At 47.3% G+C, this 18,810-nt stretch carries 19 protein-coding genes, 1 rRNA gene and 1 riboswitch; of the genes, 2 read left to right on the plus strand and 18 right to left on the minus strand.

All coding sequences use genetic code 11. The annotated features are described in order from the left end of the window. Positions 1-414: 414 nt before the first annotated feature. The 3 genes from M3204_RS23015 to M3204_RS23025 all read right to left on the minus strand — a co-directional run bounded on the left by M3204_RS23015 (position 415) and on the right by M3204_RS23025 (position 3,618). Positions 415-729 (minus strand): YerC/YecD family TrpR-related protein, encoded by a 315-nt coding sequence (locus M3204_RS23015; RefSeq protein ID WP_251488774.1) that lies wholly within the window; start codon positions 727-729, stop codon positions 415-417. Between the two features lie 47 nt (positions 730-776). Next, positions 777-1,814 carry a DUF3048 domain-containing protein gene (locus M3204_RS23020; RefSeq protein WP_251488777.1) on the minus strand — a complete coding sequence of 346 codons (1,038 nt, stop codon included), beginning with the start codon at positions 1,812-1,814 and terminating at the stop codon, positions 777-779. A 64-nt stretch (positions 1,815-1,878) separates the two neighbouring features. After that, positions 1,879-3,618, minus strand: a complete 1,740-nt coding sequence (locus M3204_RS23025) for an adenine deaminase C-terminal domain-containing protein (protein WP_251488780.1) — start codon at positions 3,616-3,618, stop codon at positions 1,879-1,881. 149 nt (positions 3,619-3,767) lie between these two features. Here M3204_RS23025 and M3204_RS23030 point away from each other — a divergent pair, with 149 nt between their 5' ends. Both M3204_RS23030 and M3204_RS23940 read left to right on the plus strand, forming a co-directional pair. Further along, positions 3,768-4,040, plus strand: a complete 273-nt coding sequence (locus M3204_RS23030) for a YgaP family membrane protein (RefSeq protein ID WP_251488782.1) — start codon at positions 3,768-3,770, stop codon at positions 4,038-4,040. Between the two features lie 117 nt (positions 4,041-4,157). Next, complete coding sequence (locus M3204_RS23940) at positions 4,158-4,271, plus strand: EYxxD motif small membrane protein (protein WP_353056064.1); 114 nt, start codon at positions 4,158-4,160, stop codon at positions 4,269-4,271. Here M3204_RS23940 and purD read toward each other — a convergent pair. From purD to rrf, 15 genes are all read right to left on the minus strand, one after another. After that, positions 4,249-5,511, minus strand: a complete 1,263-nt coding sequence (gene purD / locus M3204_RS23035) for a phosphoribosylamine--glycine ligase (protein WP_251488785.1) — start codon at positions 5,509-5,511, stop codon at positions 4,249-4,251. The two genes, M3204_RS23940 and purD, sit on opposite strands and share 23 nt — an antisense overlap. Positions 5,512-5,600: 89 nt before the next feature. Next, positions 5,601-7,139: a bifunctional phosphoribosylaminoimidazolecarboxamide formyltransferase/IMP cyclohydrolase gene (gene purH / locus M3204_RS23040; RefSeq protein ID WP_251488788.1), complete on the minus strand. Its 1,539-nt coding sequence runs from the start codon at positions 7,137-7,139 to the stop codon at positions 5,601-5,603. After that, complete coding sequence (purN, locus tag M3204_RS23045) at positions 7,118-7,750, minus strand: phosphoribosylglycinamide formyltransferase (protein WP_251488791.1); 633 nt, start codon at positions 7,748-7,750, stop codon at positions 7,118-7,120. Before purN ends, purH begins: the two co-directional genes overlap by 22 nt. Further along, positions 7,747-8,790 carry a phosphoribosylformylglycinamidine cyclo-ligase gene (gene purM / locus M3204_RS23050; RefSeq protein ID WP_251488794.1) on the minus strand — a complete coding sequence of 348 codons (1,044 nt, stop codon included), beginning with the start codon at positions 8,788-8,790 and terminating at the stop codon, positions 7,747-7,749. Before purM ends, purN begins: the two co-directional genes overlap by 4 nt. Positions 8,791-8,859: 69 nt before the next feature. Then, positions 8,860-10,272 (minus strand): amidophosphoribosyltransferase, encoded by a 1,413-nt coding sequence (gene purF / locus M3204_RS23055; protein ID WP_251488797.1) that lies wholly within the window; start codon positions 10,270-10,272, stop codon positions 8,860-8,862. Beyond that, a complete protein-coding gene (gene purL, locus M3204_RS23060) occupies positions 10,257-12,473 on the minus strand; it encodes a phosphoribosylformylglycinamidine synthase subunit PurL (protein ID WP_251488800.1) in 2,217 nt (738 codons plus the stop codon). Before purL ends, purF begins: the two co-directional genes overlap by 16 nt. Beyond that, positions 12,457-13,143, minus strand: a complete 687-nt coding sequence (purQ, locus tag M3204_RS23065) for a phosphoribosylformylglycinamidine synthase subunit PurQ (RefSeq protein ID WP_251488803.1) — start codon at positions 13,141-13,143, stop codon at positions 12,457-12,459. Before purQ ends, purL begins: the two co-directional genes overlap by 17 nt. After that, complete coding sequence (gene purS / locus M3204_RS23070) at positions 13,140-13,394, minus strand: phosphoribosylformylglycinamidine synthase subunit PurS (RefSeq protein WP_251488808.1); 255 nt, start codon at positions 13,392-13,394, stop codon at positions 13,140-13,142. The genes purQ and purS overlap by 4 nt, the downstream gene beginning before the upstream one ends. Beyond that, on the minus strand, positions 13,387-14,106 hold the full coding sequence (purC, locus tag M3204_RS23075; protein ID WP_251488837.1) for a phosphoribosylaminoimidazolesuccinocarboxamide synthase: 720 nt from the start codon (positions 14,104-14,106) through the stop codon (positions 13,387-13,389). The genes purS and purC overlap by 8 nt, the downstream gene beginning before the upstream one ends. 81 nt (positions 14,107-14,187) lie before the next feature. After that, positions 14,188-15,480, minus strand: coding sequence for an adenylosuccinate lyase (gene purB, locus M3204_RS23080; RefSeq protein WP_251488811.1), 1,293 nt, complete (start codon positions 15,478-15,480; stop codon positions 14,188-14,190). Continuing rightward, the gene (gene purK / locus M3204_RS23085) at positions 15,477-16,637 is read right to left on the minus strand and encodes a 5-(carboxyamino)imidazole ribonucleotide synthase (protein ID WP_251488828.1); all 1,161 of its coding nucleotides are present in this window, start codon (positions 16,635-16,637) and stop codon (positions 15,477-15,479) included. The genes purB and purK overlap by 4 nt, the downstream gene beginning before the upstream one ends. Further along, positions 16,624-17,112, minus strand: a complete 489-nt coding sequence (gene purE, locus M3204_RS23090; protein WP_251488831.1) for a 5-(carboxyamino)imidazole ribonucleotide mutase — start codon at positions 17,110-17,112, stop codon at positions 16,624-16,626. The genes purK and purE overlap by 14 nt, the downstream gene beginning before the upstream one ends. A 134-nt stretch (positions 17,113-17,246) precedes the next feature. Then, positions 17,247-17,348: riboswitch (purine riboswitch) on the minus strand. A 115-nt stretch (positions 17,349-17,463) separates the two neighbouring features. After that, entirely contained in the window at positions 17,464-17,670 is a 207-nt protein-coding gene (locus M3204_RS23095; protein ID WP_251488833.1) for an NETI motif-containing protein, read from the minus strand. Beyond that, the gene (locus M3204_RS23100) at positions 17,667-18,209 is read right to left on the minus strand and encodes a DUF2179 domain-containing protein (RefSeq protein WP_251488834.1); all 543 of its coding nucleotides are present in this window, start codon (positions 18,207-18,209) and stop codon (positions 17,667-17,669) included. The genes M3204_RS23095 and M3204_RS23100 overlap by 4 nt, the downstream gene beginning before the upstream one ends. A gap of 342 nt (positions 18,210-18,551) precedes the next feature. Beyond that, positions 18,552-18,667: ribosomal RNA gene (rrf, locus tag M3204_RS23105) — 5S ribosomal RNA — on the minus strand. Positions 18,668-18,810: the final 143 nt, after the last annotated feature.

Genomic DNA, 18,810 nt, shown 5'->3' on the forward strand with positions numbered 1-18,810 from the left:
CTGTGTTAAAATTGGACATGGATAAAGTACTCCTCTCAAAAGGTTATTGTGGTGATAACTCAGAGAGTACTTTGTCCTTTTTTCTTTGTCTAGAAAAAGGCCTTACACATACATTTATAAACCATCTTTTTATAGCGAAATCTTCATTTTTATAGCGAATTCTTCATTTTTATAGCGAATTGGAAATTTCACGCGATTTTTTCCAATTTTATAGCCGTAAAAAAGACTGTTTCGCGTAAATTTTTTTTCAAGCTAAATATTCATTCCTCTCACTACGAGCTCCTTTGAGGAGATAGGATTGCTTTAATCCTCGTAAAAATCCAAATGCCGATGTGGTTGTGAAAGCAACAAAGTTTATGAAAAGAGCATAAAAAAAGAACGAAACCCAACTCGGTTCCGCTCTCTTCAAAAAAACTATTTCGCTTTTTCAGCGTTCTCTTCTTCTTTCAGTCTTTCAAGCGCCATTTCGTAGGCGTCGTTGCCGTAGTTCAAGCAGCGCTTGACCCTGGAAATCGTTGCCGTACTTGCGCCAGTTTCTGTCTCGATTTTATGATATGTCTTGCCCTCGCGAAGCATGCGGGCAACTTCAAGACGCTGTGCCAGTGACTGGATTTCATTCACAGTCGCAAGATCATCGAAAAAGCGGTAAGCTTCTTCGAGATCTTTAAGCGATAAAATCGCCTTGAATAATTGATCGAGTTCTTTTCCTCTTAATTTATCAATTTGCATATAGTCTACCCCTTAATTCACTCAAATTTTAGTGCGGCCCGAAAGCCTTATTGTTGAGAGTCGAATGAGACATCGCTGATTGATGGGACAATGTTGATCCATGTTTTCCCGGGAACGAAACCAGCTTTTACCCCATCCTTATAAGGGACGATCCTGCCAGCTTCACTTTTCCATTCTATCTCATTGACTTTGCCCTTTTGGAACAAATAACCCTTGCCGCCGGACTTCATATCGATTTCCCTGCGGCCCGCATCGTCGACGACCTGATGGTCCATTTGTACAACCAGTACATTATCGAGAAGCACCGGATCCTTGGACTCAAGGTCAACTGTTTCCTCACTGCCAGTATAACGATGGTACTTCCCTTTTTCGGCATCATATTCATAAATTGCATCAAATGACGGCGAACCATAGGATACCATGAAATCTTCTGCAGCTGTACCTTCAAGTTTATCTGCCTCATCTGTATTTAAGAACTCAGCTGAATCTGGAGCTTGATCCAGATCATATCCTCTTTTCTCAGCACCTTTTACCATATTCTTATACGTGATGTAAGAATTATGTGGCGCCTTGCGGAAGCTTGCACGCTCAAAAAGGGTTCCATCATACTGCATTCCGTTGATATTGTCGATTTCTCCACGTTCAAGCCTTGCCTGCGCTTCCGGGCTGTAGCCGTGTGCGATAAAAAAGCTGTCAAAGCCTGATGCAAGGTCGATAAAATACTCTCTCGCACTGCGGACAGGCCCTACCTTTTCAGGCTTTTCACTCTGAAAAATCGCTACGAGCCTTGTCACACCGCCTTCAGCAAGAACCTCATGTACAATATCCGCTTTATTGAGCCCGGATTGCGGCCTCGCTTTCGGATGATTGTTGACAACCACGGCAATTGCCCTGTCTGAAGATTCTTTTTCAGTTCCAATGCCTGTCAGCGGAAATTCATACGGAAGTTCCTCGACTTCTTTTACAACGTCTTCCACTTCTTTTTCTTTATGTGGTTTCGCACTTTCTTTCTCTGTCTCTTTACTGCTGCAGCCGGCCGTCAGCATCATTACTGCTGCCGTTACAGCGATCCATTTTTTTATCATTCTCGCCACCCCTTGAACTCCCAGTTCGTTCATGGCTGTCTCTGTCTAGATGCACTGTTATATTTTAACGCATTATCGTTGGAAAGAGTACCGTTTTTTTCATCACGTCATAGATGCCCTGCTGTGTGATGCGGATGTACGGCAAATGCGTTGAGGAGAAGAATAACAGTGAATAGATCGGATCCGCGAACCTGTATCCTTTTTCCTTCAAGTATTCAAGCAGCAGCTTTTCCTCCGCCATCAATTCCGCCATTGGATGGCTGGACATGATTCCCTGCAATCTTAATGGAATCTCCTGTACAGGCTGGCCATCCTCACAGGCTACGATGCCGCCGCCAAGCTCCTTCATCCTGTTAAAAGCGGCAATCATATCGCGCTTGCTTTTACCGATCAAAATGATGTCGCCGGTATTGGAAAACGAACTCGCCAGCCCCTGCAATTCGGTCGCAAATCCTTTTAAAACCGTATTGATACGCCAATGCCCATTACGGTCGATCAACATGAAAAAGCACTCGTCATGGCTTGAAGACAATTCATCGTCCGATACATCGATCGAAATGGAGTATGGTTTCGTAATGACCGAGTTCTCCATCTTAATGCCAAATGGCATCGAGAACTGCATGTCATCCATTGTCAGATTCCAATCCAATTTCAATGGATCGAACCCAAATTGAGACCAGTCCAATTCGCTTGCCGCATCAATTGCCTCGCCGTCACGCTTTACCCACTGGCCTTTTGCCAGTACCGATACAGGAGTCGGATTCTGTTCGTCACTTAAAATATTGATATTCGCAATCCTGCCTGTCGCGATATTGCCGTGCAAATGCTCAAAATTATAATAGCGGGCAACATTGATTGTCGCCATATTGTACGCATCAATGACTGGTACACCTTTGTAAATCGCGATTCGGATCAATTCATCGATCACGCCATTTTCATAAAATGCCGTCGAAGCTCCGTCCGTCGTCATCATGAAGCGGTCATATACCGCAATATCAAGCTCGTGGATTTCGTCGAGCAGCTTCGGCAAATCCGGGCGGATCGAAGAATGCCTCAGGGACACCATATAGCCCTGCATCAGCCTTCTTCTGACCTCCTCGCCAGTCATTGCCTCATGGTCGCTATCAGCTCCGAACAGCATCATTTTCGCCAGCGTTTTTTCCGATGCTCCCGGAAAGTGGCCCTCGATTTTCTTATGGAGGCGCTTCGTTTCCTGCATCCAGTGAAGAATCATGTCATCCCCGTTCATCAGCTTCGGCCAGCACGTCAGCTCCCCGCCCTGCACGACACTCTCATGCTCAAGCCATGCGCGGACATTGCTGTTGGAGAAAACGTCCTCCTCATGCTGGATTTCCGTCTGCGCATCAAAACGAGACCACCAATACATCGTGACAGGATTATTGTTCAGCTCACTGATAAAAGAAAACGCTTTCTTTCTACCGAGTTGTAAAGCAAGCACCATATTGTCATTAATAAGGGTGGTTGTCCCCGTTTGCGATGCATAGGCAGCAAAAGAATGGGGATTATAAAGTTGAAACGGGTGGGCGTGAGGTTCAATATAACCCGGCACTAGCCTCAACCCTGTGCAATCCACTGTTTCACACTGCTTTGTATTTTCAGGCAGGTTTTCACCAACATACACAATCCGGTCCTTGTAAATCCAAATGTTCGCAGTCATCCACTTACGGAATGTCTGGTTCAAATACGTCGCATTCTTCAGTAAGATCGTCGGTGAAAGGGTGCCGTCCAAAACAGCAGCATGGTCGCGCAATTGTTTGTTTTTCCATCGGTAGCGTTGTTCCATACCATGTTCCCCTTTTCTCTATATATAAAAGTTAATATGAACAAAAAGAAAGCCCTTTCATTGTTGATTTCTATGGTAACATATTTCACTGTTTAACGCACTAAAGAATTTCAAATTAACTGTAAAAACTTCGTAAAGGAGCGATGAAAATGAATGTACGCCCGAATATTGGGATCATCAACTCATTAATCAGGATTACGATAGGACTGACAATCCTCGCATGGTCCACTTCAAAAATGGTGAAACGTCCTTGGCGGGACTCGTATATTTTCATGGCGATGATCGGCGCGATGAAGGTTGGGGAAGGTATTGTACGCTACTGTCCACTTACAGCTGCCTACGAAAAGGGCCAGGACATGATGGAACAGAAAACTGCCGAGAATGGTGATTCTGAGGGATGGATTCCTTATAATCCGACCTAGGAAAACCGAAACCAACCATCTTGTTCTGACCCTCGGTGATAGGCATTGTAGATGGACAACTTATTAGGATAATAAAAGCCCCCAATCACCTGGGGGCTCAAAATAGGAGATGATACTATGTTCTGGGAATACCTGATGGATGTGAGCTTCGTTTGGATCGCTTTGATTGGAAGCATCATCGCCCTGCTGCTCGTTTTTTTAAAAGGTTCTAACAAGAGACGTGCCCGATAGCCTTGCTGCCGATATCCTTGCGGTAAAAGGTTTCCGGGCAGTCCAGCTTTTCAAGCTCAGCATACACTTTTTTTTGTGCTTCTTTTAGCGATGCTGCCTTGGTGCCGACAAGCAAAACCCTGCCGCCATTGGTCACGAACTCGCCATTGCTGTTTCTAGCCGTGCCCGCATGGAAAACCTGCGACATGTTTTCAATACCTTTTAACACTGCCCCTTTTTCATACTCTTCTGGATAGCCATTGGCCGCGACTACCACGCCGACCATTGCTTCTTCATGCCATTCAAGCTCAGGACAATTGCCGTCAAGCAGCTCCAGCATGACCTCCACCAAATCCGATTTCAACCTCGGCAGGATCACTTGTGTTTCAGGATCGCCAAAGCGCGCGTTGAATTCAATCACCTTCGGACCTTCTGCCGTTTCGATCAGCCCCGCATAAAGGATGCCCGTAAAGCTGCGGCCTTCCATCTCCATCGCAATCGCGGCTGGACGAAGAACTTTTTCTACTGCTTCATTAACGGTTTCCTTACGAATATGCGGCACCGGGGAATATGCGCCCATCCCGCCGGTGTTTGGTCCTTTGTCATGATCAAAAGCGCGCTTATGGTCCTGGGCAATTTCCAGCGGAATCACTGTGTCGCCGTTTACGAATGCCATCAGCGAAAACTCTTCCCCTGTTAAAAATTGCTCCATGACCACGCTTGCGGAAGCTTCACCAAATTTCCCGTCGAGCATCATTTCCTGCAGTGCACTTTCCGCTTCCTGTTGTGACATCGCCACGACAACGCCCTTGCCTGCAGCCAGTCCGTCCGCCTTGATGACAATTGGGGCACCGACTTTATTCAGATAAGCTTTTGCTGCCACATAATCAGTGAATGTTTCATATTCAGCCGTAGGAATTCCGTACTTTTTCATCAAGTCCTTCGCAAACGATTTGCTGCCTTCAATGATTGCTGCTGCTTTCCGCGGGCCGAAGACCTTGAGTCCTTCCTCGATGAAGCGGTCACCCAGTCCCTCGATCAACGGAACCTCAGGCCCGATGATTGTCAGGCCGATTTCCTGTTCCTTTGCGAATGATACTAAATCCTCTCGCTGGTTTTCATTAATATTTATTAGTGAAGCGCAGTCCTCCATCCCAGGATTGCCCGGCGCCACAAACACCTCTGTAACAAGCTGACTCTCGCTGACCTTCCGGCAAATCGCATGCTCCCGGCCTCCTCTGCCAATCACAAGAACCTTCATTCCCCGCACCTCCAAATGAATTCAGTTTATATGGAAGAAGGTTTGTCTTCATAGTGAACACAAACCTTCCATATATTAATCCCGTTATATTAATGCCTGAAATGCCTTACTCCAGTAAACACCATCGTAATGCCATATTCATCTGCTTTTTTGATCGAATCGGCATCCCGCACAGAGCCTCCTGGCTGGATGATCGCGGTGATCCCGGCTTTTGCTGCTGCTTCTACGGTATCGTCCATTGGGAAGAATGCGTCGGATGCAAGTGCAGCACCCTCTGCTTTTTTGCCAGCTTGCTCAAGGGCTATTTTTGCCGCGCCAACGCGGTTCATTTGGCCAGCACCAATGCCTAATGTTGAATCTTTATCTGCTACCACAATCGCATTGGATTTCACATGCTTCACAACTTTCCAGCCGAGCTTCAGGGCTTCCCACTCAGCGTCAGTTGGTTCGCGTTTTGTTGGAATCGAAATTTCCGCATCCTCTAAGCCATACGAATCCTGCTCCTGTAAAAGCAAACCGCCCTCGATCGAAGACAAAGTAATTTCCTTTGCAGCCTCCCCATCGAACGGAACTTTTAACAAACGAAGGTTCTTCTTCGCCGTTAAAATTTCAAGAGCCTCTTCGCTAAAAGAAGGCGCTATGATGATCTCAAGGAAAATTTCATACAGCTTGCGTGCTGTATCCGCGTCGACCTCGCGATTCAAAGCGATAATACCGCCGAAAATCGAAACCGGATCAGCTGCAAACGCCTTTGAAAAAGCTTCAAAAACATCCCTGCCAGTTCCCACTCCGCAAGGATTCATATGTTTAACCGCAACCGCCGCCGGCTCGGGAAACTCTTTTACAATCTGTAACGCAGCATTCGCATCATTGATATTGTTGTAAGAAAGCTCTTTGCCGTGAAGCTGTTCTGCTGCTGCCACAGAGAATGCAGAACCAAGCGGCTTTTGGTAAAAGGCAGCCTTCTGATGCGGATTTTCACCGTAGCGAAGATTTTGCTTCAACTCGTAAGTGACGGTCATTTTTTCCGGCTGATCCTCGCCTGCCAGGTTCGTCATATATTCAGCAATCAGCGAATCGTAAGCAGCCGTGTGACGGAACACCTTGGCCGCAAGCCTGCGCCGTGTTTCAAGAGTTGTTTCATTATTGTTCTTGTACTCTTCGATGACCTGCTGGTAATCTGCAGGATCGACGAGCACGGTTATGTATTGATGGTTTTTAGCGGATGCGCGCAGCATGGCCGGACCGCCGATATCAATGTTTTCAATCGCATCTTCCGGCGTGACACCTGGCTTTGAAATTGTTTCTTTAAAAGGATACAGGTTCACGCAGACAAGCTCGATTTTCTCGATTTCATTTTCTGAAAGCTGTGCCTCGTGCGATGGATCACTGTATTTTGCAAGCAGGCCGCCGTGGATTTTAGGATGAAGCGTCTTGACGCGACCCTCAAGTATTTCCGGAAAACCAGTCACATCACTGATGCCGATGACAGGAACTCCTCCGTCCTGAAGGGCCCTTTTTGTGCCGCCAGTTGAAACAAGCTCAAAACCAAGTTCAACTAATTCCCGAGCTAACTCGACGATTCCATCCTTATTTGAAACACTGATCAGTGCACGCTTTTTTCCCATTGTACTGCCTCCTCTTTTCCGTTCAACAACTCTTCCAATATCTCTGGATATAAGCTGTGTTCAATCCGCTGAATTTTCTTCTGGAGCGATTCCCTCGTCTCGCCGGCAGCGACTTTTACCGGTGCGCTGGCGATGATGGGACCTGTGTCCATCCCTTCATCGACGTAGTGGATCGTCACTCCTGTTGTCTCGACTCCCGCAGCCAGCGCCTGGCCGATCGCATCCTTCCCAGGAAATGCCGGCAATAATGATGGATGAATGTTCACGATTTTACCTTCAAAAGCCCTCAGCAGCGTCGAGCCAATCAGCCGCATATAGCCCGCAAGCACAATCATCTCAACGTCAAGACTGGTTAGTTTCTGTAAAATCTCTGCTTCATATGCTTCCTTGGTTGGATAACTCTTCGGGCTGATGACCAGTGCAGGAATCCTAAGCATCTCCGCACGCTCAACCGCAAAAGCACCTGGCTTGTCGCATACTAGCAGGCAAATCTCAGCCTGAAGTGTACCAGCCTGGGCAGCGACTGCAATCGCCTGAAAATTACTCCCGCTGCCCGAAGCAAAAATCGCTATTTTTTTCGTAGCCGGCCCTATTGTTTTTTCTACGATCATACCAAGCCACCAGCCGTCTTCATTCGAATGCCTTCGGTTCCAGTAACCGTACCGATTACCGCTGCTTTTTCCCCGCTTTCATTAAACAACCGGAGGACGTCCTGCGCGACCGCTCGATCCACAGCAGCGACCATGCCAATTCCCATATTAAAAATATTGTACATATCCAGGCGTTCAATTCCGCCGAGCGATTCCAGCGTCTTAAATACCTGAGGGATTTCCCAGCTGCCTTCTTCTATTTCAGCTCCAAGACCTTCCGGCAGCATTCGCGGAATGTTCTCGATAAAGCCGCCCCCGGTAATATGAGCCAGACCCTTTACTTCAAATTGCTTGATCGCGGCAAGGACCGATTTTACATAAATGCGTGTCGGCTTCAACAGCTCCTCGCCAAGTGTGCAGCCAAACTCCTCTACATGTCGATCAAGGTCCCAGCCCGCCTGCTCAAAAAACACCTTGCGCACAAGTGAGTAGCCATTGCTGTGAATCCCGCTCGATGCAAGACCAATCAGCACATCGCCCTCTTTGATCTGCTTACCGGTGAGGATATCCGTTTTTTCACATGCTCCAACCGCAAAGCCAGCCAAATCGTATTCTTCAGCAGAGTACATACCCGGCATTTCCGCTGTTTCCCCGCCGACCAGTGCACAGCCAGCCTGCTCGCAGCCATCGGCGATTCCTTTGACAATCGCCTCGATCTTTTCAGGTTCAGCCTTGCCGCAGGCAATATAATCAAGGAAATACAAAGGCTCTGCTCCCTGGACGACGATGTCGTTGACGCACATCGCCACCGCATCGATGCCAATTGTATCATGCCGGTCCATCATGAAAGCCAGCATAAGCTTCGTGCCGACACCGTCCGTGCCTGATACGAGAACAGGCTCCTTCATCCCCAGGCTGGAAAGGTCGAACATTCCGCCGAACCCGCCTAAAGCTCCCATCACTCCTGGCCTTACCGTCCGCTGCACATGCTTTTTGATTCGCTCGACCGCCTCGTAACCGGCTTCAATATCCACACCAGCCTGCTTATACGCGTTTGCCATGTTCACTACCTCCGATTTGGCTGTTTCTTTTCAAAAAATGTATGCTATCAATTTATTTTCCAGGAAAAATCAGCACTTCTGCCCGGCAGGAATCGCCTGAGGATAAATCTCGGTTGGATATCTCCCGGTAAAACAAGCCAGACACTGCCCCCTTGTTTCACCTGGTTCGTTCCGGCCGATCGCCTCGAGCATTCCCTCTACACTTAAAAATGTCAGCGAGTCCGCACCAATCAATTCACGAATTTCTTCGACTGAATGATCCGATGCAATCAACTCTTCGCGAGTAGATGTATCGATTCCGTAAAAGCATGGATTCTGGATTGGCGGTGAGCTGATGACGACATGTACTTCAGTCGCGCCTGCTTCCTTGAGCATGTTCACGATTCGACGGCTCGTAGTGCCACGAACGATAGAATCGTCAACCATGATGACGCGTTTCCCTTCGACGACACCGCGCACCGGCGAAAGCTTCATTTTAACCCCCTGCTCCCTCAAGGACTGAGAAGGCTGAATGAATGTCCGGCCGACGTAACGATTCTTGATTAGGCCCATTTCATAAGGAATACCTGATTCCTCCGCATAGCCGATTGCCGCTGAGATACTTGAATCCGGAACACCTGTTACGACATCCGCCTGGATCGGCACCTCTTTCGCAAGCTGCTTCCCGAGATTTTTGCGGGCAGTATGGACGTTGATTCCGTGGATGTTGCTGTCTGGCCTTGAAAAATAGATATATTCCATCGTGCAGATGGCTGTAGTTGAATTCATTGAGTACATTTCAGAGTGCAAACCATCTCCGTCAATTATCAGCAATTCGCCAGGAAGGACATCCCTGACAAACTCAGCTCCGACAATGTCAAACGCACAAGTCTCGGAAGCGACCACATATGCATCGCCAAGCTTCCCTAGCGACAGCGGGCGCAGCCCATGCGGGTCAAGCGCCACCATCATTTCGGTTTCGGTCATGATCAAGAATGCATAAGCGCCCTTCAGCATCGGAAGCGCATTTTTTACACGATCCTTCAGCTGGCTGAAACCGCCGCGCTTGATTAAATGGGCGAGGACTTCAGTATCAGAGCTCGTTTGAAAAATGCTTCCCTGGGCCTCGAGCTGGTTCCTCAATGCATCTGCATTTACGAGATTTCCATTATGGGCAAGTGCCAATCCGCCGCTTTGCGATTGGAACAGGAGCGGCTGGACATTCTCATAGCCGCCTCCGCCTGCCGTCGCATAGCGGACATGGCCGATTGCGCCCACACCCTGTATATCCTCCATCGCATCAGCGGTAAAAATTTCCGTAACAAGCCCTTCCCCTTTTCTGCTTTTAAGCTGCTGGCCATCCGTAACAACAATTCCAGTACCTTCCTGGCCGCGGTGCTGAAGGCTGTGAAGTCCGTAATACGTAATTTGCACTGCTTCGGGATGTCCCCAAATTCCAAAAATGCCGCATTCCTCATTCAAGCCTTTTAATTCAGCAAGCATGGGATGGCTCCTTTCCAGGCTTTTTTCAGCCCCTCTGCATCTTGATTGATGACGTTCTCGCCGTTCACATTTATTTTTAACACAGGCGCTTCGACCACTTTTCCGATCAAGACAGCGTCTGTTAAACTCTCAAATTCAATCTGGTTCTCTGGTTTTATTGATAAAATAAAACGTGACTGCGATTCACTGAACAATGCCGATACAACTGGACCTTCAAGTTCTACCGCTGCTCCAAGCCCCTTGCTTCCAATCAACGATTCAGCAAGGGCAACCGCCACGCCGCCTTCAGCGACATCATGAGCAGAAGCAACAAAACCATTTTTGATTGCTGCTAATACTTGTGCCTGATAGCTGGCTTCCACTTCTAAATCCAGCTCCGGTGACTTCCCGAAAATCCGGCCATATACAAGCTTCTGAAGTTCACTGCCCCCAAACTCATCCTTCGTATCGCCAAGCAGATAAATCAAGTCGCCGGCATTTTTAAAATGCTGTGTCGTTACGTGCTTAAGATTCTCAACCAGTCCGACCATACCGACAACCGGTGTCGGATAGACAGCTGTTCCATTCGTTTCGTTATACAGGCTGACGTTTCCGCCGATTACAGGCGTTCCAAGCGTCCGGCACGCTTCACTCATGCCGTCGACCGCTTTTTCAAACTGCCAGAAAATCTCCGGCTTCTCAGGGTTCCCGAAGTTCAGGCAGTCTGTGATCGCCAGCGGTTCACCGCCAGAGCACACAATATTGCGCGCCGCTTCGGCAACAGCAATCTTCCCTCCTGTTTCTGGGTCAAGATAGATGTAGCGCGAGTTGCAATCCGTCGTCATCGCCAATCCCTTTTCAGTGCCGCGAACTCTTACGACAGCTGCATCGGATCCAGGTGAAACGACCGTGCTCGTGCGCACCATATGGTCATATTGGTCATAGACCCACTCTTTGCTCGCGATTGTTGGCTGCTGCAGCAGCTGCAAAAGAGTATTTTCATAGCTTTCAACTTTAGGGATATCATTTTCCATGCTCTGGAACTCACGGAAATACGCTGGTTCGCTGGAAGGCTTGTAATAAACAGGTGCTTCTTCAGCCAGTGCATCCGCAGGTACATCAGCAACCACTTCCCCTTTATGTAAAAGACGAAGCATCTTGTCATCGGTAACTTTTCCGATTGCCACTGCTTCAAGCTCATACTTTGAAAACAGATCGATAATTTCCTGCTCACGGCCTTTTTCAACAACGATCAGCATGCGCTCCTGTGACTCGGATAGCATCATTTCATATGCAGTCATCCCTGTTTCACGCTGCGGCACAAGATCAAGATTCATCTCGATTCCGGACCCGGCCTTGCTTGCCATCTCAGCTGATGAACTCGTCAATCCTGCCGCGCCCATGTCCTGGATTCCGACTAGAGCATCATTTTTCACAAGTTCAAGACAAGCTTCAAGGAGCAATTTTTCCATAAACGGATCGCCAACCTGTACAGCAGGACGCTTATCCTCAGATGACTCAGTCAATTCTTCAGAAGCGAAAGTCGCCCCGTGTATGCCATCGCGGCCAGTCTTTGCGCCAACGTACATGACCGTATTACCAACTCCGTGTGCCTGGCCCTTCTTTATGTCCTCATGGTTGATCAATCCAACGCACATCGCGTTCACAAGCGGATTGCCCTCATAAGCAGCATCAAACTGGACCTCGCCCCCAACCGTTGGAATCCCAATGCAGTTCCCGTAGCCAGCAATTCCGGCCACAACCTGTTCAAACAAATATTTCACGCGCGGCGATTCAAGCTCGCCAAAGCGGAGGGAATTCAATAATGCAATTGGCCTTGCTCCCATCGAAAATACGTCGCGGATGATCCCGCCGACTCCAGTAGCTGCCCCCTGATATGGTTCAATCGCAGAGGGATGGTTATGGCTTTCAATTTTAAAAACTACCGCCTGCCCATCACCGATATCAACGATTCCCGCACCTTCACCTGGTCCCTGTAAAACCTTCTCCCCAGTGACAGGGAATTTTTTCAGTACAGGCTTGGAGTTCTTATAGCTGCAGTGCTCTGACCACATAACCGAAAACAATCCGGTTTCGGTATAGTTAGGCAAACGGCCAAGAATGTTTTCAACAGAAGCAAACTCGCTGTCTGACAGTCCCATTTCCTGATAAATTTTATCCTGTTTAATTTGCTCTGGACTTGGTTCAAGCATTAACCGCATTTGCTTCCCTCCATTGTTTGACGATTGATCTGAACAATTGCAGACCGTCAGCGCCGCCAAGCAGCGTATCGACTGCACGTTCCGGGTGAGGCATCATCCCAAGGACATTTCCGCGCTCGTTGATGATTCCCGCGATATTCTCAAGGCTGCCGTTCGGATTCTCGCCATTGTATGTGAACACTATTTGGTTATTTTTCTTCAGCTTAGCAAGAGTCTGGTCATCGCAGTAATAGTTGCCTTCACCGTGCGCAACCGGGATTGTGATAACCTCGCCTTTTCGATAGCCAGCAGAGAACATCGTTTCGTTATTTTCTATCTTCAGCTCAACCTGCTTGCAAATGAATTTCAGGCTGTCATTTCGGCGCATTGCTCCTGGAAGAAGGCCTGCCTCCAGCAAAATCTGAAATCCGTTGCAAACGCCAAGTACTGGTTTTCCTGCTTCAGCCGCCTTCACGACTTCCTTCATGACATTGCTGAACTGAGCAATTGCTCCAGATCTTAAGTAATCTCCATATGAGAAGCCGCCCGGCAATAGCACGGCATCATAATCTTCCAGGCTTTCAGCGTCATGCCAGACATATTCCGCCTCTTCGCCAAGCTCATCTTTTACCGCATGGTACATGTCGATGTCACAGTTCGAACCCGGAAATACGATCACCGCAAATTTCACTGTGCAACAACCTCCTCGACTTCATACCTGTAGTCCTCAATCACCGTATTTGCCAGCAGTCGTTCACACATTTCCTTTACCGCTGCATCAACATCCTTCACACTCTCATCCAAAGTAAGCTCCATATACTTGCCAATTCGGACTTCCTGTATGCCTTCGTAACCGTGCGTCGCGAGCGCCCTTTTCACAGCCGTTCCCTGCGGATCCAAAACACTTTCCCTTAACGTGATATACACCTTTACTTTATACATGCAGTTGTCCTCCCAATCTCGTTAAAATGGTTTCATAAGCATCTGTCAAATTGCCTAAATCGCGGCGGAATACGTCCTTATCAAGCTTCTGCTGTGTTTCAATGTCCCAAAGCCTGCACGTATCAGGAGAAATTTCATCAGCCAAAAGAATGTTCCCTTCCGCATCCTTGCCGAATTCAAGCTTGAAATCTATTAAACTAACGCCAATGTCAGAAAAAAAACCGCCAAGCACTGTATTGATTTTCAAAGCCGCTTCCTTAAGCTCCGCCACCTCTTCCGTGGATGCCAGATTTAGAACATCGACATGGTCATCTGTAATCAGTGGGTCACCAAGGGAATCATCCTTCAGGTAAAACTCAACGATCGGCCGTGAAAGCTTTTTGCCTTCCTCAACACCAAGCCGCTTTGAAAAACTTCCTGCAGCAAAATTCCTGACCACGACTTCAAGCGGAATAATTTCGACTCTCTTCACAAGCTGCTCATTCTCGGAGATTTTTTCGATAAAATGAGATTTGATACCGAATTCGCTAAGCTTAGAGAATAATAGACTAGTAATCTCGTTATTCAGCCGGCCCTTCCCGACAATCTCAGCCTTCTTTTCGCCATTGAACGCTGTAGCTGAGTCCTTATATTGCACCCGGACAATTCCAGTATCGCCAGTAGCAAAAATCCGCTTCGCTTTTCCTTCGTATAACAATGCCTGCTCTTCCATTTCAACGCCTCCGATTGAGATAATTAGCAATCTTCAGTCACTTATAGATAAAACGCGGGCAAGACACCTTGCCCGTTCATTTTAAAGACCTAGTCGTTCAAAGATCATATCAACATGCTTGATATGGTAGTTGTAATCAAAGCAATCATCTATTTCAGTTTCACTTAAAAGCCCTGCGATTTTCTCATCATTTTCAATCAGGCTGCGGAACTGCACCTGCTTTTCCCATGCTTCCATCGCGCGCGGCTGAACAGTATCGTACGCTTCCTCACGGGACATTCCTTTATCGATTAAGGCAAGCAGTACACGCTGGGAGTATATCAAGCCAAGCGTACGGTCCATATTTCGCTTCATGTTCTCTGGGTAAACCGTTAAGTTTTTCACGATATTGCCAAAACGGTTCAGCATATAGTTCAATGCAACCGTTGCATCAGGAAGAATGATTCTTTCCGCTGATGAGTGCGAAATATCGCGCTCATGCCAGAGCGGCACATTTTCATAAGCTGTTGTCATGTATCCGCGAATGACCCTCGCCAATCCTGTCATATTTTCAGATCCAATTGGATTGCGTTTGTGAGGCATCGCAGAAGACCCTTTTTGGCCTTTTGCAAAAAATTCCTCGACCTCACGGGTTTCGCTCTTTTGCAGTCCGCGGATTTCAACCGCAAATTTTTCAATCGAAGTCGCAATCAATGCAAGTGCAGACATATAGAATGCATGGCGATCACGCTGCAATGTTTGTGTCGAAATCGGCGCTGGCTGAAGCCCAAGTTTTTCACAAACATATGACTCGACGAATGGATCGATATTGGCGTATGTTCCAACTGCACCTGAGATCTTGCCGAACTCGACGTCACGTGAGGCCATTTTGAAACGCTCAAGGTTGCGCTTCATTTCCTCTAACCAAAGAGCCAGCTTCAAGCCAAACGTCGTCGGTTCCGCATGAACACCGTGGGTACGGCCCATCATGACTGTGTATTTATGTTCCTTCGCTTTATTAGTCAGGATCTCTACAAAATTCTCAAGGTCCTTCAGTAAAATCGCATTCGCCTGCTTAAGCACGTAAGACAACGCAGTATCAACTACATCTGTGGAAGTCAGTCCATAGTGGACCCATTTCCGCTCATCGCCAAGTGTTTCCGATACAGCCCTAGTAAAAGCTACAACATCATGGCGTGTTTCCTCTTCGATCTCTTTGATCCGGTCAATATCGAATGAAGCATTCTCGCGGATCTTCTGCACGTCTTCCTTCGGGATATCTCCAATCTCGGACCACGCTTCACAAGCAAGGATTTCAACCTCAAGCCATGCCTTAAAGCGGTTCTCTTCCGTCCAAATTGCTCCCATTTCCGGTCTTGTATAACGATCTATCATCTCTTTTGTCCTCCGATCATTTCTGCCGCGTATCCCCAGATGCCGCTTTGTTCAGCCTCATGCAGCGCTTCCTCTACTGATTCTCTCAAAAGGGTCACATGCCCCATTTTCCTTTTGTACTTAGCTTCTTTCTTGCCGTATAAGTGGATCTTCCAATCGTGCAATTCGGGGATTCTATCTAATAATGGCTGCTGGTGCTCCCCGAGGATGTTTACCATCACAGCCGGTTTAAGTATTTCAGTGCTGCCGAGCGGCCATCCGCACACCGCTCTGATATGCTGCTCGAATTGCGAGGTCTCGCAAGCTTCGATTGAATAATGGCCCGAATTATGAGGTCTCGGCGCCAGTTCATTTATGTAAATCTCATCATCAGCTGCCAAAAATATTTCCACAGCCAGTGTTCCCGTCAAACCCAATGCTGATGCAATCTGTTTCGCTGCTTCTATTGCCTTTTCTTCAGCCAGTTCGCTGATCCGTGCAGGCACAATCGTTTGATGCAGGATATTGTCCTTATGGATATTTTCTGCTACCGGAAAAACGGCTGTCTCACCAGTCGTGCTGCGGGTGATGATGACCGAGATCTCCTTTTCAAATGAAATCCATTTCTCCAGCACACATGGACCCTGACTGACGAGCGTTTCAGCTAACTCAATATCTTCACTGCCTCTGATGACAAGCTGACCCTTGCCGTCATAGCCGCCCGTTGCTGTTTTCAACACGGCAGGAAAACCCAGCTCTTCAATACCTGTGCTAACATCTTCAACCTTCGCAACAACCGCATAAGGCGCCACTCTTACCCCGGCTGCCTGGATATTGCGCTTCTCTTCTATCCTGTCCTGAGTAACCCGCAGCAATTCAGTACCCTGCGGCACATAAGCATTTTTATTAAGCCAATCCAGCGCATCGGCATCGATGTTCTCAAACTCATATGTGATAACATCGCTGGCTTCCGATAACTGCTTTATTTTATCAAGTTCATCATATCCGCCAATAATTTGTTCATCCGCCACCTGACCGCACGGGCAATCCGGAGTTGGATCCAGCACGACTACCCTGAACCCCATCGCTTTAGCCGATAAGGTCATCATCCTGCCAAGCTGTCCGCCGCCGATAATCCCGATTGTCTGCCCTGGTAAAATCACTTTAGACAAGCTCATCACTGCTTTCCATCACCGACATTTTCGTTTCTTCCCTCATCCTCTCAAGCCTCTCAGCTACACCTGTGTCAAAGGTACCCAGGATTTGCGCCGCCAGCAGCCCTGCGTTCGTTGCGCCTGCTTTTCCGATTGCCACCGTGGCAACCGGCACGCCGCCCGGCATCTGGACAATCGAAAGCAGTGAGTCTAGGCCGTTTAGCGCCTTCGACTGGACCGGTACTCCGATGACCGGTAGCGTAGTCTTCGCCGCTACCATTCCTGGCAGATGCGCAGCTCCGCCTGCCCCTGCAATGATAACCTTTATTCCTTCATTCCTCGCACTCTCAGCAAACTCGAACATTAAGTCAGGCGTACGATGGGCTGATACCACTTTTTTTATATAAGCGACTTCCAACCGATCCAGTATGTCGCACGCATGCTTCATCGTTTCCCAATCCGACTTGCTCCCCATAATAACCGCAATCGATGCACTCATTATTCAACCTCCCCTTGGAGTATCACAACAAAAAACCCGGATAGGCCGCTTCCTCTACATACTGAAGAGAAAGTAGTCTGTCCGGGTGCAATCGCAAAGAAAACCAAAGTGAACGCGATTTCTTTTCCCTTCACTTAAAAACTACTTTCCCTCATAGTCCGGCAATTTACGGCAGCCGGGTAGAGACTCATGGGCCATATCCCCATTATTATACGAGGGAAAAACTAAATTTCACTTTCGACAACTACATATTAACAACTTTTTCGACTCATTGTCAATTAATAATCGAACATTGATTACATGATTATTTTCTATCGTTCGTATTTTGCTGCGTTAAACGATTAACGGATACTATTCTTCAATCGGTCTCGTCTCAAAAATAATCTGCCTTCCAGCCGGCTCATACTCGACCGTACCATTCCTCTTAACTTCCTGAAAAATTGGCTTCTCCATCCTGCGTACAGGAGCATATCCATCCTTCTTCATTCTATTTAAGCAATCATCGATTGATTCATTTTCACCGACTTCATACATTTTTTTCTTTTTCTCCTTGCTCATGAAAACAACTTTCCTTTCTTTACCGATTTAACCCAGAATCCGCCGTGAATCGCTTTCGGTTCAAAGGCAATGATAAATGCCTTCGGATCCAATTCCTTAATTAACTGATATAACTTCAGCTCATATTTTCTCGGCGTCAAAATTTGCATCGCCATCCGGTCACCCTCGAGCCCGTGTGCCGCCCAATCGGTTACACCGTATCCCTTTTCACGCAATGCCTTGGGAAGATCCAAGTCATATTCTTTTGTAATCACGTTGATCGTAATATAACCAAGCGCCAGCTTCTCCTCGATTTTCATCCCGACAATAACCCCGATACCATAACCCACCGCATAGGCAATCAAATTCTGTATCTCATTCAAATTCTCAAGAACCAAACCAAGACCGACAACATAAATCACCACTTCAACCGTACTAAGGCCTGCAGCAAGATATCGCTGCCCTTTTAAAGTCAGGATCATCCTGATCGTAAAAAAAGACACGTAAACAATATTGATGATTAGGATGATGGCTACCATGACATAACTATTCTCCAGCATTAAAAACCCTCCAAACATCTCTGCTAATAAGCCTTTATGTTCGCACTAAAAAATCTTGTTGTAAAGCAAGTTGCAAAATAATTAACGAAAAAGACATCTTATTTTAAGGTTTCCTCAAGCACAGTATTTGAAACTCTTTATAAATTGTTTTTCTCATTGAACAAAATTTAATTTAAATGGAATAACGATTTGGTAATCCATATTAATGAAAAGTAAGACTCCATTGTACAAGTTTGTTTGAGTTAGGAGAAAAAAATGACGTATTTCTCTAGCTGGAATCGTTTATTCTCCAGTAAAAACACACAAAAAAAGAACAGCTGATAACAGCTGTTCTTTTTTTGTGCCCGGCGGCGTCCTACTCTCACAGGGGGAAACCCCCAACTACCATCGGCGCTGAGAAGCTTAACTTCCGTGTTCGGTATGGGAACGGGTGTGACCTTCTCGCTATCGCCACCAGACTATTTGGTTTGAGGTTTTATTCCCTCAAAACTAGATAATGTGTAAGAAGAATTCAGAAGAAACGAGTAATCTATTTTGGTTAAGTCCTCGAACGATTAGTATCAGTCAGCTCCACACGTCACCGCGCTTCCACCTCTGACCT

The sequence above is a fragment of the Mesobacillus subterraneus genome, from assembly GCF_023715485.1.
Lineage (GTDB): Bacteria > Bacillota > Bacilli > Bacillales > Cytobacillaceae > Mesobacillus > Mesobacillus subterraneus_B.

Excerpts from the sequence above, each read along its gene's own strand:
- purS (WP_251488808.1), bottom strand. The coding sequence starts at position 13,394 with ATGTATAAAGTAAAGGTGTATATCACGTTAAGGGAAAGTGTTTTGGAT.
- purE (WP_251488831.1), bottom strand. The coding sequence starts at position 17,112 with ATGAGTGCATCGATTGCGGTTATTATGGGGAGCAAGTCGGATTGGGAA.
- purB (WP_251488811.1), bottom strand. The coding sequence starts at position 15,480 with ATGATAGATCGTTATACAAGACCGGAAATGGGAGCAATTTGGACGGAA.
- M3204_RS23015 (WP_251488774.1), bottom strand. The coding sequence starts at position 729 with ATGCAAATTGATAAATTAAGAGGAAAAGAACTCGATCAATTATTCAAG.
- purN (WP_251488791.1), bottom strand. The coding sequence starts at position 7,750 with ATGATCGTAGAAAAAACAATAGGGCCGGCTACGAAAAAAATAGCGATT.
- M3204_RS23940 (WP_353056064.1), top strand. The coding sequence starts at position 4,158 with ATGTTCTGGGAATACCTGATGGATGTGAGCTTCGTTTGGATCGCTTTG.
- purF (WP_251488797.1), bottom strand. The coding sequence starts at position 10,272 with ATGCTTGCTGAATTAAAAGGCTTGAATGAGGAATGCGGCATTTTTGGA.
- M3204_RS23095 (WP_251488833.1), bottom strand. The coding sequence starts at position 17,670 with ATGAGCAAGGAGAAAAAGAAAAAAATGTATGAAGTCGGTGAAAATGAA.
- purL (WP_251488800.1), bottom strand. The coding sequence starts at position 12,473 with ATGCGGTTAATGCTTGAACCAAGTCCAGAGCAAATTAAACAGGATAAA.
- purC (WP_251488837.1), bottom strand. The coding sequence starts at position 14,106 with ATGGAAGAGCAGGCATTGTTATACGAAGGAAAAGCGAAGCGGATTTTT.
- purH (WP_251488788.1), bottom strand. The coding sequence starts at position 7,139 with ATGGGAAAAAAGCGTGCACTGATCAGTGTTTCAAATAAGGATGGAATC.
- M3204_RS23100 (WP_251488834.1), bottom strand. The coding sequence starts at position 18,209 with ATGCTGGAGAATAGTTATGTCATGGTAGCCATCATCCTAATCATCAAT.
- purD (WP_251488785.1), bottom strand. The coding sequence starts at position 5,511 with ATGAAGGTTCTTGTGATTGGCAGAGGAGGCCGGGAGCATGCGATTTGC.
- purM (WP_251488794.1), bottom strand. The coding sequence starts at position 8,790 with ATGGCAAACGCGTATAAGCAGGCTGGTGTGGATATTGAAGCCGGTTAC.
- M3204_RS23030 (WP_251488782.1), top strand. The coding sequence starts at position 3,768 with ATGAATGTACGCCCGAATATTGGGATCATCAACTCATTAATCAGGATT.
- M3204_RS23020 (WP_251488777.1), bottom strand. The coding sequence starts at position 1,814 with ATGATAAAAAAATGGATCGCTGTAACGGCAGCAGTAATGATGCTGACG.
- purK (WP_251488828.1), bottom strand. The coding sequence starts at position 16,637 with ATGAGCTTGTCTAAAGTGATTTTACCAGGGCAGACAATCGGGATTATC.
- M3204_RS23025 (WP_251488780.1), bottom strand. The coding sequence starts at position 3,618 with ATGGAACAACGCTACCGATGGAAAAACAAACAATTGCGCGACCATGCT.